This is a genomic window from Pigmentiphaga sp. YJ18 (assembly GCF_038066655.1).
Classification (GTDB): domain Bacteria; phylum Pseudomonadota; class Gammaproteobacteria; order Burkholderiales; family Burkholderiaceae_B; genus Pigmentiphaga.
This window is the reverse complement of the sequence record NZ_JBBUKU010000004.1, coordinates 68049-83692: the sequence shown is the minus strand read 5'-3', so window position 1 is coordinate 83692 and position 15644 is coordinate 68049. Positions and strand designations below refer to the sequence as shown.

13 protein-coding genes are annotated in these 15644 nt (G+C 70.1%); 12 read left to right on the top strand and 1 reads right to left on the bottom strand.

Going from position 1 to position 15644, the window contains the following annotated elements; all coding sequences use genetic code 11:
* Positions 1–341 precede the first annotated feature (341 nt).
* The 12 genes from tal (at position 342) to WKR98_RS22660 (ending at position 14644) form a co-directional block, all read left to right on the top strand.
* The gene (gene tal, locus WKR98_RS22715; RefSeq protein ID WP_341434745.1) at positions 342–1286 is read left to right on the top strand and encodes a transaldolase; all 945 of its coding nucleotides are present in this window, start codon (positions 342–344) and stop codon (positions 1284–1286) included.
* A 130-nt stretch (positions 1287–1416) separates the two neighbouring features.
* Entirely contained in the window at positions 1417–2805 is a 1389-nt protein-coding gene (locus WKR98_RS22710) for a GumC family protein (protein ID WP_161567875.1), read from the top strand.
* On the top strand, positions 2802–3704 hold the full coding sequence (locus WKR98_RS22705; protein ID WP_124690446.1) for a polysaccharide biosynthesis tyrosine autokinase: 903 nt from the start codon (positions 2802–2804) through the stop codon (positions 3702–3704). The genes WKR98_RS22710 and WKR98_RS22705 overlap by 4 nt, the downstream gene beginning before the upstream one ends.
* Before the next feature lies 1 nt (position 3705).
* Positions 3706–5001: an O-antigen ligase family protein gene (locus tag WKR98_RS22700; protein WP_124690447.1), complete on the top strand. Its 1296-nt coding sequence runs from the start codon at positions 3706–3708 to the stop codon at positions 4999–5001.
* Positions 4998–7340 (top strand): capsular biosynthesis protein, encoded by a 2343-nt coding sequence (locus WKR98_RS22695; RefSeq protein ID WP_341434744.1) that lies wholly within the window; start codon positions 4998–5000, stop codon positions 7338–7340. The genes WKR98_RS22700 and WKR98_RS22695 overlap by 4 nt, the downstream gene beginning before the upstream one ends.
* Complete coding sequence (locus tag WKR98_RS22690; protein ID WP_341434743.1) at positions 7337–8380, top strand: acyltransferase family protein; 1044 nt, start codon at positions 7337–7339, stop codon at positions 8378–8380. Before WKR98_RS22695 ends, WKR98_RS22690 begins: the two co-directional genes overlap by 4 nt.
* Positions 8373–9296: a glycosyltransferase family 2 protein gene (locus WKR98_RS22685; protein WP_341434742.1), complete on the top strand. Its 924-nt coding sequence runs from the start codon at positions 8373–8375 to the stop codon at positions 9294–9296. Before WKR98_RS22690 ends, WKR98_RS22685 begins: the two co-directional genes overlap by 8 nt.
* Positions 9297–9306: 10 nt before the next feature.
* Positions 9307–10488, top strand: a complete 1182-nt coding sequence (locus WKR98_RS22680) for a glycosyltransferase family 2 protein (protein WP_238160103.1) — start codon at positions 9307–9309, stop codon at positions 10486–10488.
* Positions 10485–11771, top strand: a complete 1287-nt coding sequence (locus WKR98_RS22675) for a lipopolysaccharide biosynthesis protein (protein ID WP_124690451.1) — start codon at positions 10485–10487, stop codon at positions 11769–11771. Before WKR98_RS22680 ends, WKR98_RS22675 begins: the two co-directional genes overlap by 4 nt.
* The gene (locus WKR98_RS22670; protein WP_341434741.1) at positions 11768–12535 is read left to right on the top strand and encodes a polysaccharide deacetylase family protein; all 768 of its coding nucleotides are present in this window, start codon (positions 11768–11770) and stop codon (positions 12533–12535) included. Before WKR98_RS22675 ends, WKR98_RS22670 begins: the two co-directional genes overlap by 4 nt.
* Positions 12528–13601, top strand: coding sequence for an acyltransferase family protein (locus WKR98_RS22665; protein ID WP_341434740.1), 1074 nt, complete (start codon positions 12528–12530; stop codon positions 13599–13601). Before WKR98_RS22670 ends, WKR98_RS22665 begins: the two co-directional genes overlap by 8 nt.
* A gap of 2 nt (positions 13602–13603) precedes the next feature.
* On the top strand, positions 13604–14644 hold the full coding sequence (locus tag WKR98_RS22660; protein WP_341434739.1) for an acyltransferase family protein: 1041 nt from the start codon (positions 13604–13606) through the stop codon (positions 14642–14644).
* Here the strand turns inward: WKR98_RS22660 and WKR98_RS22655 are convergent.
* On the bottom strand, positions 14631–15644 hold the full coding sequence (locus WKR98_RS22655; RefSeq protein ID WP_341434738.1) for a capsular biosynthesis protein: 1014 nt from the start codon (positions 15642–15644) through the stop codon (positions 14631–14633). The genes WKR98_RS22660 and WKR98_RS22655 overlap by 14 nt on opposite strands.

The following is a 15644-nucleotide window of genomic DNA, read 5'->3' as shown; positions in this document are numbered from 1 at the left end:
ATCTCCGAATGGAGTCCTCCTCCCGAGGGTACGCCAACAGGCGCCGCAAGGTGTCGGGCGGCACAACCCGGTCAGCCATTCTTGCGCAGCTTCCTGCGCGGGCCTGGCGCGGTGCCAACTCGCCACCGCCGCCGCCCTGCGGACACCGAAAAACGGGCACGGGACGGCGAATCGTGTGGCGGCACCAGGCCTTCGACGGCTACGGCTGCAAAAGATGATCTTGCAGCACGCGGTTGTACGAATCAGCAGCGGGGATCGGGGTACGCGCTAAGGGGAGGACGTGAAATTTGAACGTCAAACCTTACAATTATAGCTTATAGAACCTGTTATACGGAGGAACCGTGTCCAATCAGCTCGAAGCCCTGCGCCAGCATTCCGCCGTCGTCGCCGACACGGGCGACTTCGAAGCCATGCGGGCGTTCCGTCCCACCGACGCCACGACCAACCCGTCCCTGATCCTGAAGGCGGTACAGAAGAGCGAATACCGGCCCCTGCTGGACCGGGTGGTGCGGGACCATGCGGGCGCTTCCACGGCCGAGCGGATGGATCGCCTGCTGGTGGCCTTCGGCCGGGCCATCCTGGACATCGTGCCGGGCCGGGTCTCCACCGAAGTCGATGCCCGCCTGTCCTTCGACACCCGCGCCACGGTCGAGCGCGCCCGCGCCATCATGGCGCTGTACGCGGCCGCCGGCATCCCCCGCGAACGAGTACTGATCAAGATCGCCTCCACCTGGGAGGGCATCCAGGCCGCGCGCCTGCTGCAAAGCGAGGGGGTGCGCTGCAACATGACCTTGCTGTTCTCGCTGGAGCAGGCCATCGCCTGCGCCGAGGCACACGTCCAGCTGATCTCGCCCTTCGTCGGCCGCATCTACGACTGGTACAAGAAAAACCAGGACGCGGCCTGGGACGAGGCGGCCAATGCCGGCAGCGCCGATCCGGGCGTGCAGTCGGTCCGGCACATCTACGAGCACTACAAGCGCGCCGGCGTCCCGACCGAGATCATGGGCGCCAGCTTCCGCAACGCCGGGCAGATCCTGGCGCTGGCCGGCTGCGACCTGCTGACCATCAGCCCCGAGCTGCTGGGCCAGTTGCAGGCGGCCGAGGGCGGAGTGCCCCGGCAATTGACGCCCCCGGACAGCACCGTGCCGCCCGGGGCGCCGCTGGGCGAGGCCGATTTCCGCTTCGCGCTGAACGAGAACGCGATGGCCACGGACAAGCTGGCCGAGGGCATACGCGCGTTCGTGGCCGATGCGCGCAAGCTCGATGGGCTGCTGGAAACGGCCTGAGCCGGCGCATGCCGTCAAACAAGGATAAACGCCGGATGCCGCCCACCGGACTTCGATGGCACAATTCGGCGGCCAGCCGTCTTGCCGGAGCCAGCCAGGCACTCCGGCCGCCAGCTATCCAGGGAAACACTTGACCTCGCCATCCGCCCCCTCTCCTCTTCTGTCCGTCCGGCAGATCGCCGCGATGCTGCGGGCCCGCGCGCCCCTGGTCGCGGCCGTCACCGCCGCCTGCCTGGTCGCGACGGCGGCGATCTCGCTGCTGCAAGCCTCCAAGTGGTCGGCCACGGCCAGCATCTACGTCGACTACCGCGAGAACGACCCCATCGCCGGCCGCAACTTCTCCGCGCTGCTCGACGACAGCTACCTCCAGACCCAGATCGACATGCTCAAGAGCCGGGCCATCGCCGAGAAGGTGGTGGACCAGTTGCACCTGGACGAGAGCGCCGATTTCCGCGAAGCGGCGGGCAAGGTGGGCGAGGCCAGGGCGCGCGACGGCCTGATCACCCGGATCATCAAGAACACCGAGGTTGCCAACAAGCGCGGCAGCCGGGTGCTGGAAGTCTCGTACACCGACCGGAACGCGGAATCGGCCCGCATCCACGCCCAGGCGGTGGTCGACGCCTATATCGCGCTGAGCCAGGGAATCGCCAACCAGGCCGCCCGTTCGCGCACCGAGCAATACACCGCGCAGCTGGAGCAGTTGCGCGGCCAGGTGGACACGATCCAGGAAAAGCTCAGCGCCTACCAGCGCGAGACCGGCGTCATCGACCTGCCCAACTCGGAAAGCCTGGAGGAACAGCGGCTGCGGCAGATGCAGGGCGAACTGGCCGAATACCAGGCCCAGCGCCAGCAGGCCGCGGCACAGCGCCAGACCACGCAGGCCATGATCAGGAACGGCATGCGTCCCGACGAGATCCCCGAGATAGGCAGCCTGCCGGTCATCAACGCCCTGAAGGACCGCCTGAACGCCGTGAACCAGCGCCTGCTGGAAGTGCAGGCCACCCTGGGCGTCAACCATCCGACGGTCAAGAGCCTGCGCCAGGAGCAGCAGAACCTGAGCGGCCAGCTGGCCCGCGAATCGCGCGCGGCGGTGGACCGCCAGGCCAGCGATTCGTCCCGCGTGGCCCTGCAGGAAGCCTCGCTGCAAGGCGCCATCGAGGAACAGCGCAAGAAAGTCTTCGACCTGATGCAATACCGCGACCGGATGGCGTCCTACCGCCAGCAGTTGGCGGGCGCCCAGCAGGTCTACAACGCCGCCGTGCAGAAGTACGACTCGCTGCTGATGGCCAGCAGCATCACCCTGCCCGGCGCGACCGTGCTGCGCCAGGCCGAAGCGCCCAGCGCCCCGTCCAACCCCGGCCTGCTGCGGTCCATGGCCCTGGGCGTGCCCGTCGGCCTGCTCCTGGGGCTGATGCTGGCGCTGGCGCTGGAACTGGCGTTCCGCCGCGTCCGCTGCGAGGACGACGTCACTCACGATCTCGGGCTGCCCGTGCTCGGCACCATCGGAGCCCAAGCATGACGCCCCCCATTTCCAACGACCACGGCCGCCTGGGAGAGCTGCTCCAGCAGGCTGGCCTGCTGACCCCGGAACAGGTGACGCGCATCGCCGCGGTCCAGGCCGAACAGGGGCTGCGCTTCGGCGAAGCGGCGGTCCGGCTTGGCCTGCTGACCGAGGAACAGATACGGACCGTGCTGGCCCAGCAATTCCGCTACGCGATCTCGGCTTCGCCGCAGTCCGGCGTCTCGCCGATGCTGTCCATCGCCCACGCGCCCTTCGGCCCCGAGGCCGAGGCCATCCGGCGGATCCGCACCCAGTTGGCGCTGCATTTCGGCGACCAGCGCCGGATCGCCTTCGCCGTGGTCAGCCCGGATGACGGCGAAGGCAAGAGCTACCTGGCCGCGAGCCTGGCCATCGCCTTTTCCCAGGCCGGCCTGCGCACGCTCTACATCGACGCAGACATGCGCGGACCGGACCGCCCCAGCCTGCTGGGCGTGCAACAGGGCACGGGGCTGTCGACCATGCTGGCCGGCCGCGCCGATGCCGAGGCCAGCCCGCCCCTGCCCGACTTCCCGCTGCTGCAGGTCATCGACCGGGGGCCGCGTCCACCCAATCCCACCGAGATACTCGGCACCTCGGCCCTGCGGCAGCTGATGCACGAACTCGACCAGCGTATCGACGCCTTCGTCGTCGATACGCCCTCGGCCACCTTGTCCGCCGATGCGCAGATCATCGCGGGCCAGGTGGGCTCGTGCGTGCTCGTGGCGCGCCAGCACCGCAGTTCGCTCAAGGCCATGCGCGCCGCCACGGGCCAGTTGCGCAGCGCCGGCGTCGAGATCCTCGGCGCGGTCTACAACGAATTCGCGGGCGCCCGGGGGGCTTCGGGACGAAAGCCGGGGCTTCTTTCGCGGAGTGCATGAGTTGGACGGCCCGGCCTCGGCGCGGCGCCTCGATCACTTCCTGATCGGCGCGCTGGTCGCGCTCTGCTTCATCTGCTCGCTGGTGCCGACGACCTTCCAGATGGGCGAACTCGGCCCCGAGGCGGGGCACCAGATCGCGGAAGGCTCGCTGCTGCGGCAGATCCAGTTCGGCACCATCTTCCTGACCGCCGGCTGGCTGGCCTACCGGCATCCCGCCGAGGCGCTGGGCATCTTCCGGCGCATGAATCCGTTCCTGATCCTGCTGCTGATCTATTGCGCGGCCTCGATCGCCTGGTCGCCGGCGCCCAACGTCACGATCAAGCGGGTCATCCTTCTGGGCGGCCTGCTGCTGACCGGCATCGTCATCTCCCCGCCCATCGCCACGCCGCGCCAGTTCTCCCATGCTCTGCTGGGCACCCTGTCGGCGCTGGTCGTGGTGTCCGCTTTTGTCGCCGTGGCGCTGCCCCACATCGGCGTCGACTTGTTCCTGGATGGCGCCTGGCGCGGCATCATGTGGCAGAAGAACCTGCTGGGCGCGGTGGCCGGGCTGTGCGTGATGCTGTGGCTGCGCGAATGCATGGAGCGGCGGCTGCCCCTGGGCCGCACGGTGGCGGCCACGCTGTTCAGCCTCTTCGTGCTGTTCATGTCCAAGAGCACGACGTCCATGGTGGTGACGGTGGTCGGCATCACCATCTATCTCGCGCTGCGCCAGCGGTGGGTGCGGAACAGTCATGCGGGACTGATCGCCTCCCTGGTGGGGCTGTCGCTGCTGCTGGTACTCACCTACGTCTTCTATATCGCGACCGGGCGCCTGCCCACGTGGCAGGACGTGATCGCGCCGATCGCCACGCTGCTCAACAAGAGCCCCGACCTGACCGGCCGCACCGAAATCTGGCGCCTGGTGCTGGTCGCCGCCCGGCAGCACCTGACCTTCGGTATCGGCTACGGCGCCTTCTGGATCGGGGAAGGCGGGCCGGCCCAGTTCATCGCGGACGAGTTCGGCTGGATGCCTTCGCACGGGCACAACGGCTACATCGACCTGCTGAACGAGCTCGGCATCGTCGGCCTCGTGCTTTTCATCGGATTGCTGCTGTGGCACCTGGTGTCGCTGTTCCTGCTGATGCGCGTCGACCGCGACGAAGCGGCCCTGCATCTGTCCATCCTGGTGCTGATGGTCATCAGCAATTTCTCGGAAAGTCAGTTCCTGCGGGACGTCTCGCTTCAGAACATGGTGTTGGTCTTCTCGTCCATTACCGTGTCGGCGCGGCTCCAGCTTGCCCGGCGGGACTCGCCATGACCGCGCCGCGCCTGGGGGCCTGGGTGATCGCCGCCGGCCTGTGCGCGCTCGCGCCGGCGCCCGCCGCCGCCCGGGAGGCCGCTCCGGCGCCGTATCCCTATGCAATCGACGAGGATCGCCTGGGCGGCGCGCCCGATCAATCCGCCCTCGATCGACCGCTGTCCGGCGCCGACCGCCTCGTCGCCCGGCAGGGCCACTTCTATGCCGTCGGCGCCGACGGCATCCCGGGCACGCAAGACGACCGCCGGGTCCGCCTGTTCGGCATCAACCTGAGCTTCGGCGCCAACTTCCCGCCCGCCGGCGAGGCTCCCGCACTGGCGCGGCGGCTGCGCAAGCTGGGATTCAACGCGGTCCGCCTGCACCACCTGGACTCGCTGCCGTCCGGCCCCGACGGCGCGCCCATCGGCATCCTGACCGCTGGCCCCCACCCGAGCTTCCACGCCGACGCGGTGGCCCGGCTGCGGGCCTTGATCGAAGCCCTGACGCGCGAAGGGCTGTACGTGAATCTGAACCTGCACGTGGGCTACCGGTTCCGGCCCGCGGTGGACGGCCTGCCGCGCCTGGACGCCGGCCGGGACTCGACCTCGATCGCCTCGCCGCTGCACGTGTACGCCTCCGCCCTGGTCGACCGTCAGGAGACCTATGCGCGCCAGTTGATCCGGCGCCTGGGCTTGAAAAACCATCCCGGCCTGGCCATGGTGGAGATCAACAACGAGGCCTCGCTGCTGTGGTCGTGGACCCGGCGCGGCGCGTGGGCCGAGGCAAGGCAGCGCCACTATGCTCCCGAACTGGAACGCCGCTGGCAGGCATGGCTGGTGGAACGCCACGGGTCGGTCGAGGCCGCGTGCCGCGCCTGGATCCATTGCCCGGGCGCCGCCTGGGCCGGCGCCCTGCCGGCGCCGGAGGACGAGGACGGCCCGGACGGGCCGCTGGACCTTGCTGCCCAGCGCGTGGACCGGATGCTTCAGCGCCTGGGCGTCGACCGCGCGCCGGGACGCGCCGCGCCCCCCCGCAAGAAGCGCGACTTCGTCCAGTTCCTGGCCGACACCGACGCGGCCTATTTCGCCCGGCTGCGTCGCGTGGTGCACGAGGAAACCGATCCGCGCGTGCCCGTCACCGGCACGCAGATGGCGTTCGGCGGCATCATGAATCTCTTCTCGCAGCGGGATATGGACTACGTGGACGAGCACGTGTACGTCGCCCACCCCGTCGCCGGCGGCGCGCAAGACCGCGCGGACGACTGGCGCATGACGGCCGCGAGCGCGTCGGGCTCGTCCGAACTGTCCCGCCTGCTGGCCCTGTCGCTGCGGCGCGACGCCCTCAAGCCCTTCGTCGTCAGCGAATACAATCAACCCTATCCCAACCCCGGCGGCTCCGCGATACTCCCCATCATGGCGACCCTCGCTTCGCTGCAGGACTGGGACGGGCTGTTCTTCTTCGACTACGCGGACCAATGGCCGCCGCCGGAGGGGCCGACACGCTTCTCGCTGGCGGGAGACTGGGGCAAGCTGGCCCTGGCCGGACAAAGCGCCCTGCTGTTCCGCTCGGCGTACGTCCGTCCCCTGGCGCGCAGCCTCGATCTTCCCCTGCCCGAATCCGCCGCGCTCGACATCGCGCAGTCGACCGCGGCTGACGCGCTCGAACGCAGCGTCGAGCGCCGGCTGTCCGTCGTTCCCCCGCACGCATGGTCGTTCCGGCTGGCCCAGGCGCCGGGCGCCGACGATGCGTCCTGGACGCCTCCTCCGCCTTCCGGTCAGGCCACGCCCGATGGACAGGTGCGCCATGACCCGGCGCAAGGACTCGTCATCGTCGATACCCCCCAGGCGTGGGGAGTGTTCGGCCCGCTGGCCGGCCGCCTGTCCGGGGCGGGCATCTCGGTTCGGCCCACCGGTCCCGCGGCCCCGCTGTCGCTGCTGCTGACCCCCCTGGATGGACAAGCCCTGGCCGATTCCGGCCACATGCTGCTGACCGTGGGCAGCGCCACCGCCGGCAGGCAGCCGGGCTCCCAGCCGCCGCGTCCCAAGCGCGTGATTCCCTACCCCGGCAAGCCGGGGTGGATCACGCTCGAGCCCGATGCGGGCGCGGCCGGTCCGTCGGCGCCGCGCGCCACCCTCGGCCCCACCTGGCTTGCCCGCCATCCGCTGGAGCTCGAGATCGCCACGCTGGACCGCCCGGTCGCCGTCCACCCTCTGGACGGCGCGGGGCGGCGCATGGCGCCCCTGCCCACGGTGGCTGCCGGCGACCAGGCCGTGCGCGTGCGCCTGTACGCGGCGCCCGAACAATCCAGCCCGTGGTTCGAGATCGTCCGAGGCACCGCCGGACAGGAGACCCGTCCGTGAACTCACGCGATCTGCGCATCGAGACCTTGCGCGGCCTGGCCTGCATCCTGCTGGTGGCCTACCACGTGATCGGCGACGACGTGCGCGGCCTACGCCTGCCCGACGATGCATGGCTGCGGTGGTTCTCGGACAGCCTGGTGTACCTGCGCATGCCGCTGTTCACCTTTCTGTCCGGCTATGTCTATGCCATGCGCCGGCCCGCCCAGGCCGGCGATTTCGTGCCCTTCTTCCGCGGCAAGGTGCGACGGCTGCTGCTGCCGCTGCTGATGGTGGGACAGATCTACCAGTACGTGCAGCGCCATGTCGGCGAAGTCAACGTCGAACACGATGGCTCGTGGTTCCGGTTCATGTTCTACGCCTATGACCACTTCTGGTTCCTGCAGGCGCTGTTCCTGATCTTCATCGTCATCTACGTCCTGGACGTCTCCGGGGCCGGCCGCAATCGCCGCTGGCTCTGGACGGTCACGCTGCTGGCCTTCCTGGTCCTGCCGCACATCCGGTTCGCCGCCAATCCGTTCTCGATCAACGGTGCGTTCTACCTGCTGCCCTACTTCCTGCTGGGCGTCGCGCTGCGCCGCACGCCTGGCCTGGACGCGCCCGCCTCGCTGCCGCGCTACTGGCTGCCCTGCGCGGCCGCGGCCCTGCTCGTCTGCCTCGTCTGGCACCAGGCCAGCCTGGCCGGCTGGAACGTTCCGCACCTGTCGGCCGACGCCCTGTCGGGGCAGTTGTACTCCGCCGTCAGCATCGCCTTCCTGTATGCGATCGCCTGGCAATGGAAGCCGCTGGTGCGCATAGGCGGCTACTCCTATTCCATCTACCTGTTCCACGTGTTCGGCACCGCCGGCTGCCGCATCCTGCTCACCCACTTGAACGTGCACGAACCGGTGGTGCTGTTCGTCTGCGGCCTGGCCTCCGGCATCCTGCTGCCCATCCTGCTGGAGATCGTGTTCGACCGCTGGGGCATCACGCGGCTGCTGTTCCTGGGCAAGGCCTATGTCCGCGGCGGCTCGGCCCGCCGCACCGGAGTCCAGCATGAATGAGCCGCCCCGCATCGCGGTCTGCATCGCCACCTATCGGCGCGCCGAGCGCCTGGACGCGCTGCTGGGCGATCTGGCCGGCCAGACGCTCGCGCCGGTCCAGGTGGTCGTGGTGGACAACGATCCGGCCGGCAGCGCCCGGGCCGTGGTCGAAGCGCGCCGGGCGACGTTTCCGGCGCCCCTGGTCTACGACGTCCAGCCGGAAAAGAACATCTCGCTGACGCGCAACCGCTGCGTGGCCCATGCGCGCGCGGACTGGCTGGCCTTCGTCGACGACGACGAGCGCGTGGGCTCGACGTGGCTGCAGGCGCTGTACGCCGCCGCCCTGGACCATGCCGCCGATGGCGTGCTGGCCCCCGTGGTGCCGGTCGTGCCCGCGGACGCGCCGGCCTGGATCCGGCGTGGCGGGTTCTACGACGGCCCCCGGATGGCGACGGGCTCGCTCGTGCCGCTGAACGTCATGCGCATCGGCAACGCCCTGATCGCGGCGCGGTGGCTGGCCGGCCAGGAGGCGGCGGGGCCGTTCGATCCCTCGTTCGGGCTGACCGGCGGCGAGGACGGCGACCTGCTGATGCGGCTGGTCGGCCAGGGCGCCCGGATCGTCTGGAGCGACGAGGCGGTGGCCACCGAGGACGTGGTGCCGTCCCGCCTGCGCCTGAAATGGATCCTGGCGCGCGCCTTGCGCGGGGGCCAGGACTATGCCCGCCACTTCCTGGAAGGCAAGCTTGGCGGCTCGGGATTCGCGCACAAGCTGCTGTTCTTTGCCCGCGCCCTGGCGCAGGCGCTGGCCGCGCTGCTGCTGGCCCTGGTCACGCTGCCCACCGGCCTGCACCGCAGCGCGCACTGGCTCGCGCGCGCCTGTGCGAATGCCGGCAAACTGTCCGTGCTCGCGGGCTGGCATTATCGCGAATATGCCTGAGGATCCATTCGTGGGACTGATCTATTTCCTGCTTTGCCTGGCGGCCGTTCCCGCCACCATTTCCTGCCTCTACCTGGGCCTGATGACGCTGTTGTCATGGCGCGCGCCCACGCCGCAGCCGGCGTCGCGCTCGCTGCGCTTCGACATCCTGGTCCCCGCCCACAACGAGGCCGCCGTGATCGAACGCACGGTCGCCAGCCTGCGGCAGATCGACTGGCCCACCGACTGCATGCGCGTCGTCGTGATCGCCGACAACTGCGCCGACGACACCGCGCAACTGGCCGCGGCCGCGGGTGCCACGGTCATCGAGCGCCGCGACGAGACGCTGCGCGGCAAGGGCTATGCGCTGGCCCATGGCATCGCCCACAGCGCCGCGGGACGATGGGCGGACGCCATCGCCGTGGTCGATGCCGATACGGTGGTCTCGCCCAATTTCCTGTCGGCCTTCGCCGCGCGCATCGAGCAAGGCGCACAGGCCCTGCAAGCCAACTACGGCGTGCTGAATCCCGACGACTCCTGGCGCACGCGCATCATCACCATCGCCTACGGCGCCTTCCATGCGGTCCGTGGGCGTGCCCGGGAACGGCTGCGCGTTTCCTGCGGCCTGCGCGGCAACGGCATGGGTTTCACCCATGCGCTGCTGCGCGACCACCCGTTCCGCTCGGTCTCGCTGACCGAGGACCTGGAACAGGGGATCGTCCTGGGCCTGGAGGGCATCCGCGTCTGGTACGTGGACGAGGCCCACGCCGACGCCGAGCTGGTAGCCTCGGGATCGGCCTCCGTCTCGCAGCGCCAGCGCTGGGAAGGCGGCCGCTTCGCTGTCATCCGGATCTACACCGGCAGGCTGCTGCGCGCCGGACTGACGCGGCCGGACCGCATCTGCATGGATCTCGCGCTGGACCTGCTGACCCTGCCCATCGGCTACGTCGCGCTGGAAATCGGCGCCCTGCTGGTGCTCGCGCTGCTGGCCGCGCTGGTCACGCCCGCTGCCTGGGCCTGGGTGGGCTGGGCGGTCCTGATGGGCATCATCCTGGGCGCGCACATCCTGCGCGGCTGGCAACTGGGGCCGCTGGGCCCGCGAGCGCTGCTCGACCTGGCGCGGGCACCGTTCTTCGTGCTGTGGAAACTCCATGCTCTCCTGCGGCGGCGCGGGGAACAGGGCTGGGTCAAGACCCGGCGCGACGGGCAATGACAGGCTCGCCATTCTCTTCCCGGCTGGTACGACTGTTCGGCAGCTCGATCGTCGACCAGGCGCTGCTGTCCGGCGCCAACTTCCTGGTCGGGCTCATCCTGATCCGTTATGCCAGCGAGACCCAGTACGGGTACTACGTGCTGGCCTTCAACGGCATGATGCTCGCCACCACGCTGCAAGGCACCTTCATCTCGACGCCGCTGGTGATACGCCTGCCCGGCCTGGACGCCGACGCACGCCGGTCGTGGATCGGCGGCCTGTGGCGGGACCAGCGGCGCTGGACCCTGGCCGGCAGCGCCGTGGCGCTGACCGCCATCGGGCTGGCCTGGGCGATGGACGCGCTGCAGCCCGACGCCCTGCCCGTCTGCATCGCGGCGGTCGCCCTGCTGGCCGCCGCGACCTACCGGGAATATTTCCGCGGCATCCTGCTCGTCTACCAGCGGCCGCACGCGGTCCTGGCCGCCGACACGGTCTACGTGGCGGGCCTGATCGCCGGGGGCCTGCTGGCCATGAACCAGCCCATCGCCGCCACGATCGCGCTGGGCGGTGCCGCGCTGTCCGCGCTGGCCTGCGGCAGGCTGCTGCGCCGCGCACTGCGCGACGACATGGATGCCGGCGCCCCGCCGGGCCGCATGCGCGAGATCGCCCACGTCGGCTTCTGGGCGGCCTCGGGCGGCGTCATCTACTGGCTGTTCAACCAGGGCTACAGCTTCCTGGCCGCGGCCACGCTGGACCTGACTGCCGTGGCCGCCCTGGCCGCGTCCCGGCTCGTCATGATGCCCGTGAACCTGGTGACGGCCGGCGTGCAGAAGCAATTGACGCCCATCGCCTCGGGCTGGCTGCACGAGCTCGGGCCGCGCGCAACCGCACGGCGCCTCGCGCTGTTCTCCGCCATCCTGGGGACGATGACGCTGGCCTACCTGGGCATCGCCTGGCTGCTGCGCGACTGGATCTTCATCGACCTGATGCGCAAGGATTTCGCGCAGCGTGACGTCCTGTTCCAGCTGTGGGCCGCCGTGTTCCTGGTCATGTCGCTGCGGGACCCGCTGATGCTTCTGCTGTTGCTGCGGCAGCGGCTGCGCCTGCTGACCGCCATCACGCTGGGATCGGCGCTGCTGTCGCTGGCCATCTGCTATGCGGCGATGCTGCGCTGGGGCGCGACCGGCGCGCCGTTCGGCGTTCTATGCGGCGAACTGTTCTACATCACCGCCGTCCTGGTCTGCACGCGCGCCGAGATGCGCCGCGCCGAGACGGCGGCCGGCACGCGGGAGGCCTTGCCGTGACCCGGGCCATCCCCATCCTGATGTACCACCAGATCGACGCGATGCCGCCCGCGGGCACGCCGTTCCGGCATCTGACGGTCACGCCGGCCGCGTTCGCCGCGCAGATGCGCTGGATGCACAGGCTGGGCTATCGCGGCCTGTCGATGCGGGACCTGCAACCCTATCTGTCGGGCGAACGGCGGGGCCAAGTGTTCGGGATCACCTTCGACGACGGCTATCTGAACGTGCTGCGCCACGCGCTGCCCGTGCTGCGCGACGTAGGGTTCAGCGCGACCAACTACGTGGTGGCCAACCGCGTGGGCGGAACGAACGACTGGGACGCCGCGCACGGCATCCGGCAGGTGCCCCTGATGTCGGCCGACGAGCTGCGGCAATGGGCCGAGGCGGGCCAGGAGATCGGTTCGCATACGACCGACCACGTGGACCTGACCCGGCAGGAGCCCGAACAGGCGCGGGCGCAGATCGCCGGCTCCCGCCAGCGGCTGCAGGCCCTGACGGGCCAGCCCGTGGATGCCTTCTGCTTCCCCTATGGACGCTACGACGAACGGCACGCCGAACTGGCGCGCGAGGCTGGCTATCGCACCGCGACCACCATCCAGCGCGGGCGCGCCAGGGCGGGGGACAACGCCTGGCAGTTGCCCCGCATCACGGTGGACGGCACGGCCGGTTTGGCAGCTTTCCTGGCGCAACTGCTGACGCCCTACGAGGACTGGCGCGCGGGCTGGCAACGGTTCAAGCGGGCAAGGACCCATCGGCATGGCTGACCCGACCGTGCCCCAGCTGCCGCGCCACGCGCACATCGACGTCGCCAAGGGGATAGGCATCGCGCTGGTGGTCCTGGGCCACGGCTGGTGGCTGTTCGATTCGCGGCCCCGGCTGCTCGACGTCATCACCTCCTTCCACTTGCCCATCTTCCTGTTCCTGTCCGGCGTCCTGCTGCACCCCGGGCGCTCGTGGCCGGCGTTCGCGGCGGGCCGGGCCCAGGCCCTGCTCAAGCCGTATTTCACGGTGCTGCTGGTGCTGGCCGTGGCGGCGGTGGCGCTGCGCGGCCAGCGCTTCATCGACCGTGCCGCCGCCATGCTCTACGGCAACGGCGAGACGCTGACCTGGATTCCGATGTGGTTCCTGCCCTATGCGTGGCTGGTCATGCTGGCGACCTACTGGCTGATCCAGCGGCGCGCGGTGGCCGAGCGCGCGGCGGTACGCACGGCGCTGCTGCTGGCGCTGGCCTGGGGCGGCGCGCTGGCCGTCCCGCTGGCCTGGGACCTGCCCGTCTCGCTGTTCGGCCAGCAGATCGTCGTGCGCGGCCTGCCCTTCAGCGTCGACCTGCTGCCCATAGGCTGCTTCTTCATGCTGCTGGGCTACGCCTTGCGCCGCCACGTGCTGGCCGATACCGGCCGGGCGGCGCGCATCGCGTGCTGGGCAGCCCCCATCGCGTTCCTGGCCTGGCATGCCCTGGTGCCCGCCTCGCTCGACCTGAACCTGCGACGCTACGACGATCCGCTGCTGTCCACGGTGGCAGCACTGATCGGCATCGCCGGCGCGCTGGCCGTGGCCCGCGCCCTGGCCCCGGCGCGCGGGCTGGGCCCGATGCTCGGCTACCTGGGCAAGGCCTCGCTGTTCATCCTGATCTTCCACCAGCCCGTGCAGACCGCGGCCTGGCAGGCACTTCATCCCGCCTTGGGCACCGCCGGCGCGGCCCTGCTGGCCTGGCTGGCCGGACTGGCGCTACCCACCCTGTTTTTCGCCGCGGCCGGCCGCGTCGCGCCGCTGCGCGCCCTGCTGCTGCCCGCGCCGCGCGCCGCCGGGCCGGACGCAAGAAGGAACTGAACATGGAAATCCGCTCCATCCAGCACTTGCGGGCGATCGCGGCGCTGATGGTCGTCGTCTTCCACCTGCATCCGCAGCTGGCCCGCATGGGCTACGAGGGCGCCTGGCCCGACTGGCTGTCCAACGGCGTGGACATCTTTTTCGTGATCAGCGGCTTCATCATGTGGACCACGACCACGGGCCGCCCGGTCACGCCCCTGGACTTCTACCGCCGGCGCATCGTCCGCATCGTGCCGCTGTACTGGCTGATCACCTCCGTCGTCGTAGCGATCATGCTGGCGGCGCCGCATCTGCTGCAGTCCGCACGCTTCGACCTGCCACACGTGCTGGCCTCGTATGCCTTCATCGCCTGGCCATCGCCGGCGGGCCATGTGGAGCCCGTGCTCGTCCCGGGCTGGACGCTGAACTACGAGATGTTCTTCTATCTGCTGTTCGGCCTCGCCCTGCTGCTGCCCGAACGGCGCCGGCTGGCCGCCACGGGCCTCGTGCTGGCGGCGCTCGCGGCGGTGGGCTGGTGGCTGCGGCCCGCCTCGCCCGCGGCGGGCTTCTATACGTCGGACATCATGCTGGAATTCCTGGCCGGCATGATGCTGGGCCAGGTCTATGCCCGCGGCCGGTGGCCGTCGCGCAACGCGGCGGGTTGGCTGCTGGTGCTGGCCGGTCTCGCGCTGCTGGCCGGATCGGGCGCCTGGCCCGCCGGCACGTCGCGCCTGTTGCAGGCGGGCCTGCCCTCGATCCTGATCGTGGCCGGGGCCCTGACGATCGAACGTGCTCGCGGCACCCCGGCATGGCCGCTGCTGCATCGGGTGGGCGACGCCTCGTATTCGCTGTACCTGATCCACCCGCTGGTGCTGTCGGCCCTGTCGCAGGCTTGGCGCAAGGCCGGCCTGGGCGGCACGACGGCGGGCATGGCGGCCTTCTGCCTGGTCGCGATCGCCGTCTCCACCCTGGCCGGGCTCGCCTGCCACCGGCTGGTCGAACGGCCGCTGGGGCAGCGGTTCGCGCGCCGGCGGCTGCCGGCCACCCGCGCTACGACAGGTTGAGGCGGTCTTTCAGCAGCCGCCACAGGCGGCGGGAACGGCGGTTGGCCTGGCGCTGCGCGCTCCAGTCGATCATGCTGTCGTTCATGTCGTAGTCGCCGCGCTGAGCCTCCGGCACGTCGCCCGACTCCACCGCGGCGATCAGCTCCGGCAACCGCCGATAGAACTCGTCGCTGCGGTAGGGAGGATGCAGCGACCACATGCCCGGCGCCGTCCCCAGGAAATCCACCCGGTACAGGCCGTGCTCGCGCAGCACTTCGCCCAGGATGACCTCGGCCTCGCGCGCGATGGGCGGATTGCCCAGCAGATGCGACTTGATCCGGCTGGCCAGCACCGGCGGCGTCAGCGGCAGGACCCCGACCTTCTCGCGCAGCTTCTGCTGGTCCATCACGAACACGCGGGTGCTGGCGTGCTGGAACCGGTAGGCAAGCCCCAGCTCCGGCCGGTCCAGGCGTTCGGCGCCTTCCCCGTGGCCGAAGATCCGCCCGTCCTCCCTGGGCGGCCCCGGCAGCGGGCCCGCGAGCAGCACGTCGGCATCGCCGTCGAGCAGGCGCACCGCTTCTTCGACCCACTGCCGGCTCGCGCCACCGAACAGCATGTCGCCGTCGAAATGGACCACGTACCGCGCCCGCGCCTCCAGCAGGCCGTGGAAATAGGCGTAGAACGGTCCTCCGTCCCAGGCCTTGACCGGAATGTCGTCCCGGCCGAAATAGGTGTTGGCCACTTCCCGGCGGGCTTCCGGGCGATAGTCGACCTCGTGCCAGGATACCCGAGGATCCTGGGTCCGCAGTTCGTCGACGATGGCGCGCAGGGCCGCCAGGTTCTCGTCGAAACCGGCGCCGCGATACCGTCCCGCGCGGCTGCGGTGCACGTCGATGGTGACGACGAAGCGGTCGACCATCGGCCCCCACACCCTCAGTTGGTGGGCCAGCAGGTGCCTGGCGTGGCGCACGTCCATCGGGTACATGCTGATCTGCACCGCCACGCGGTAGGGATAGGCCAC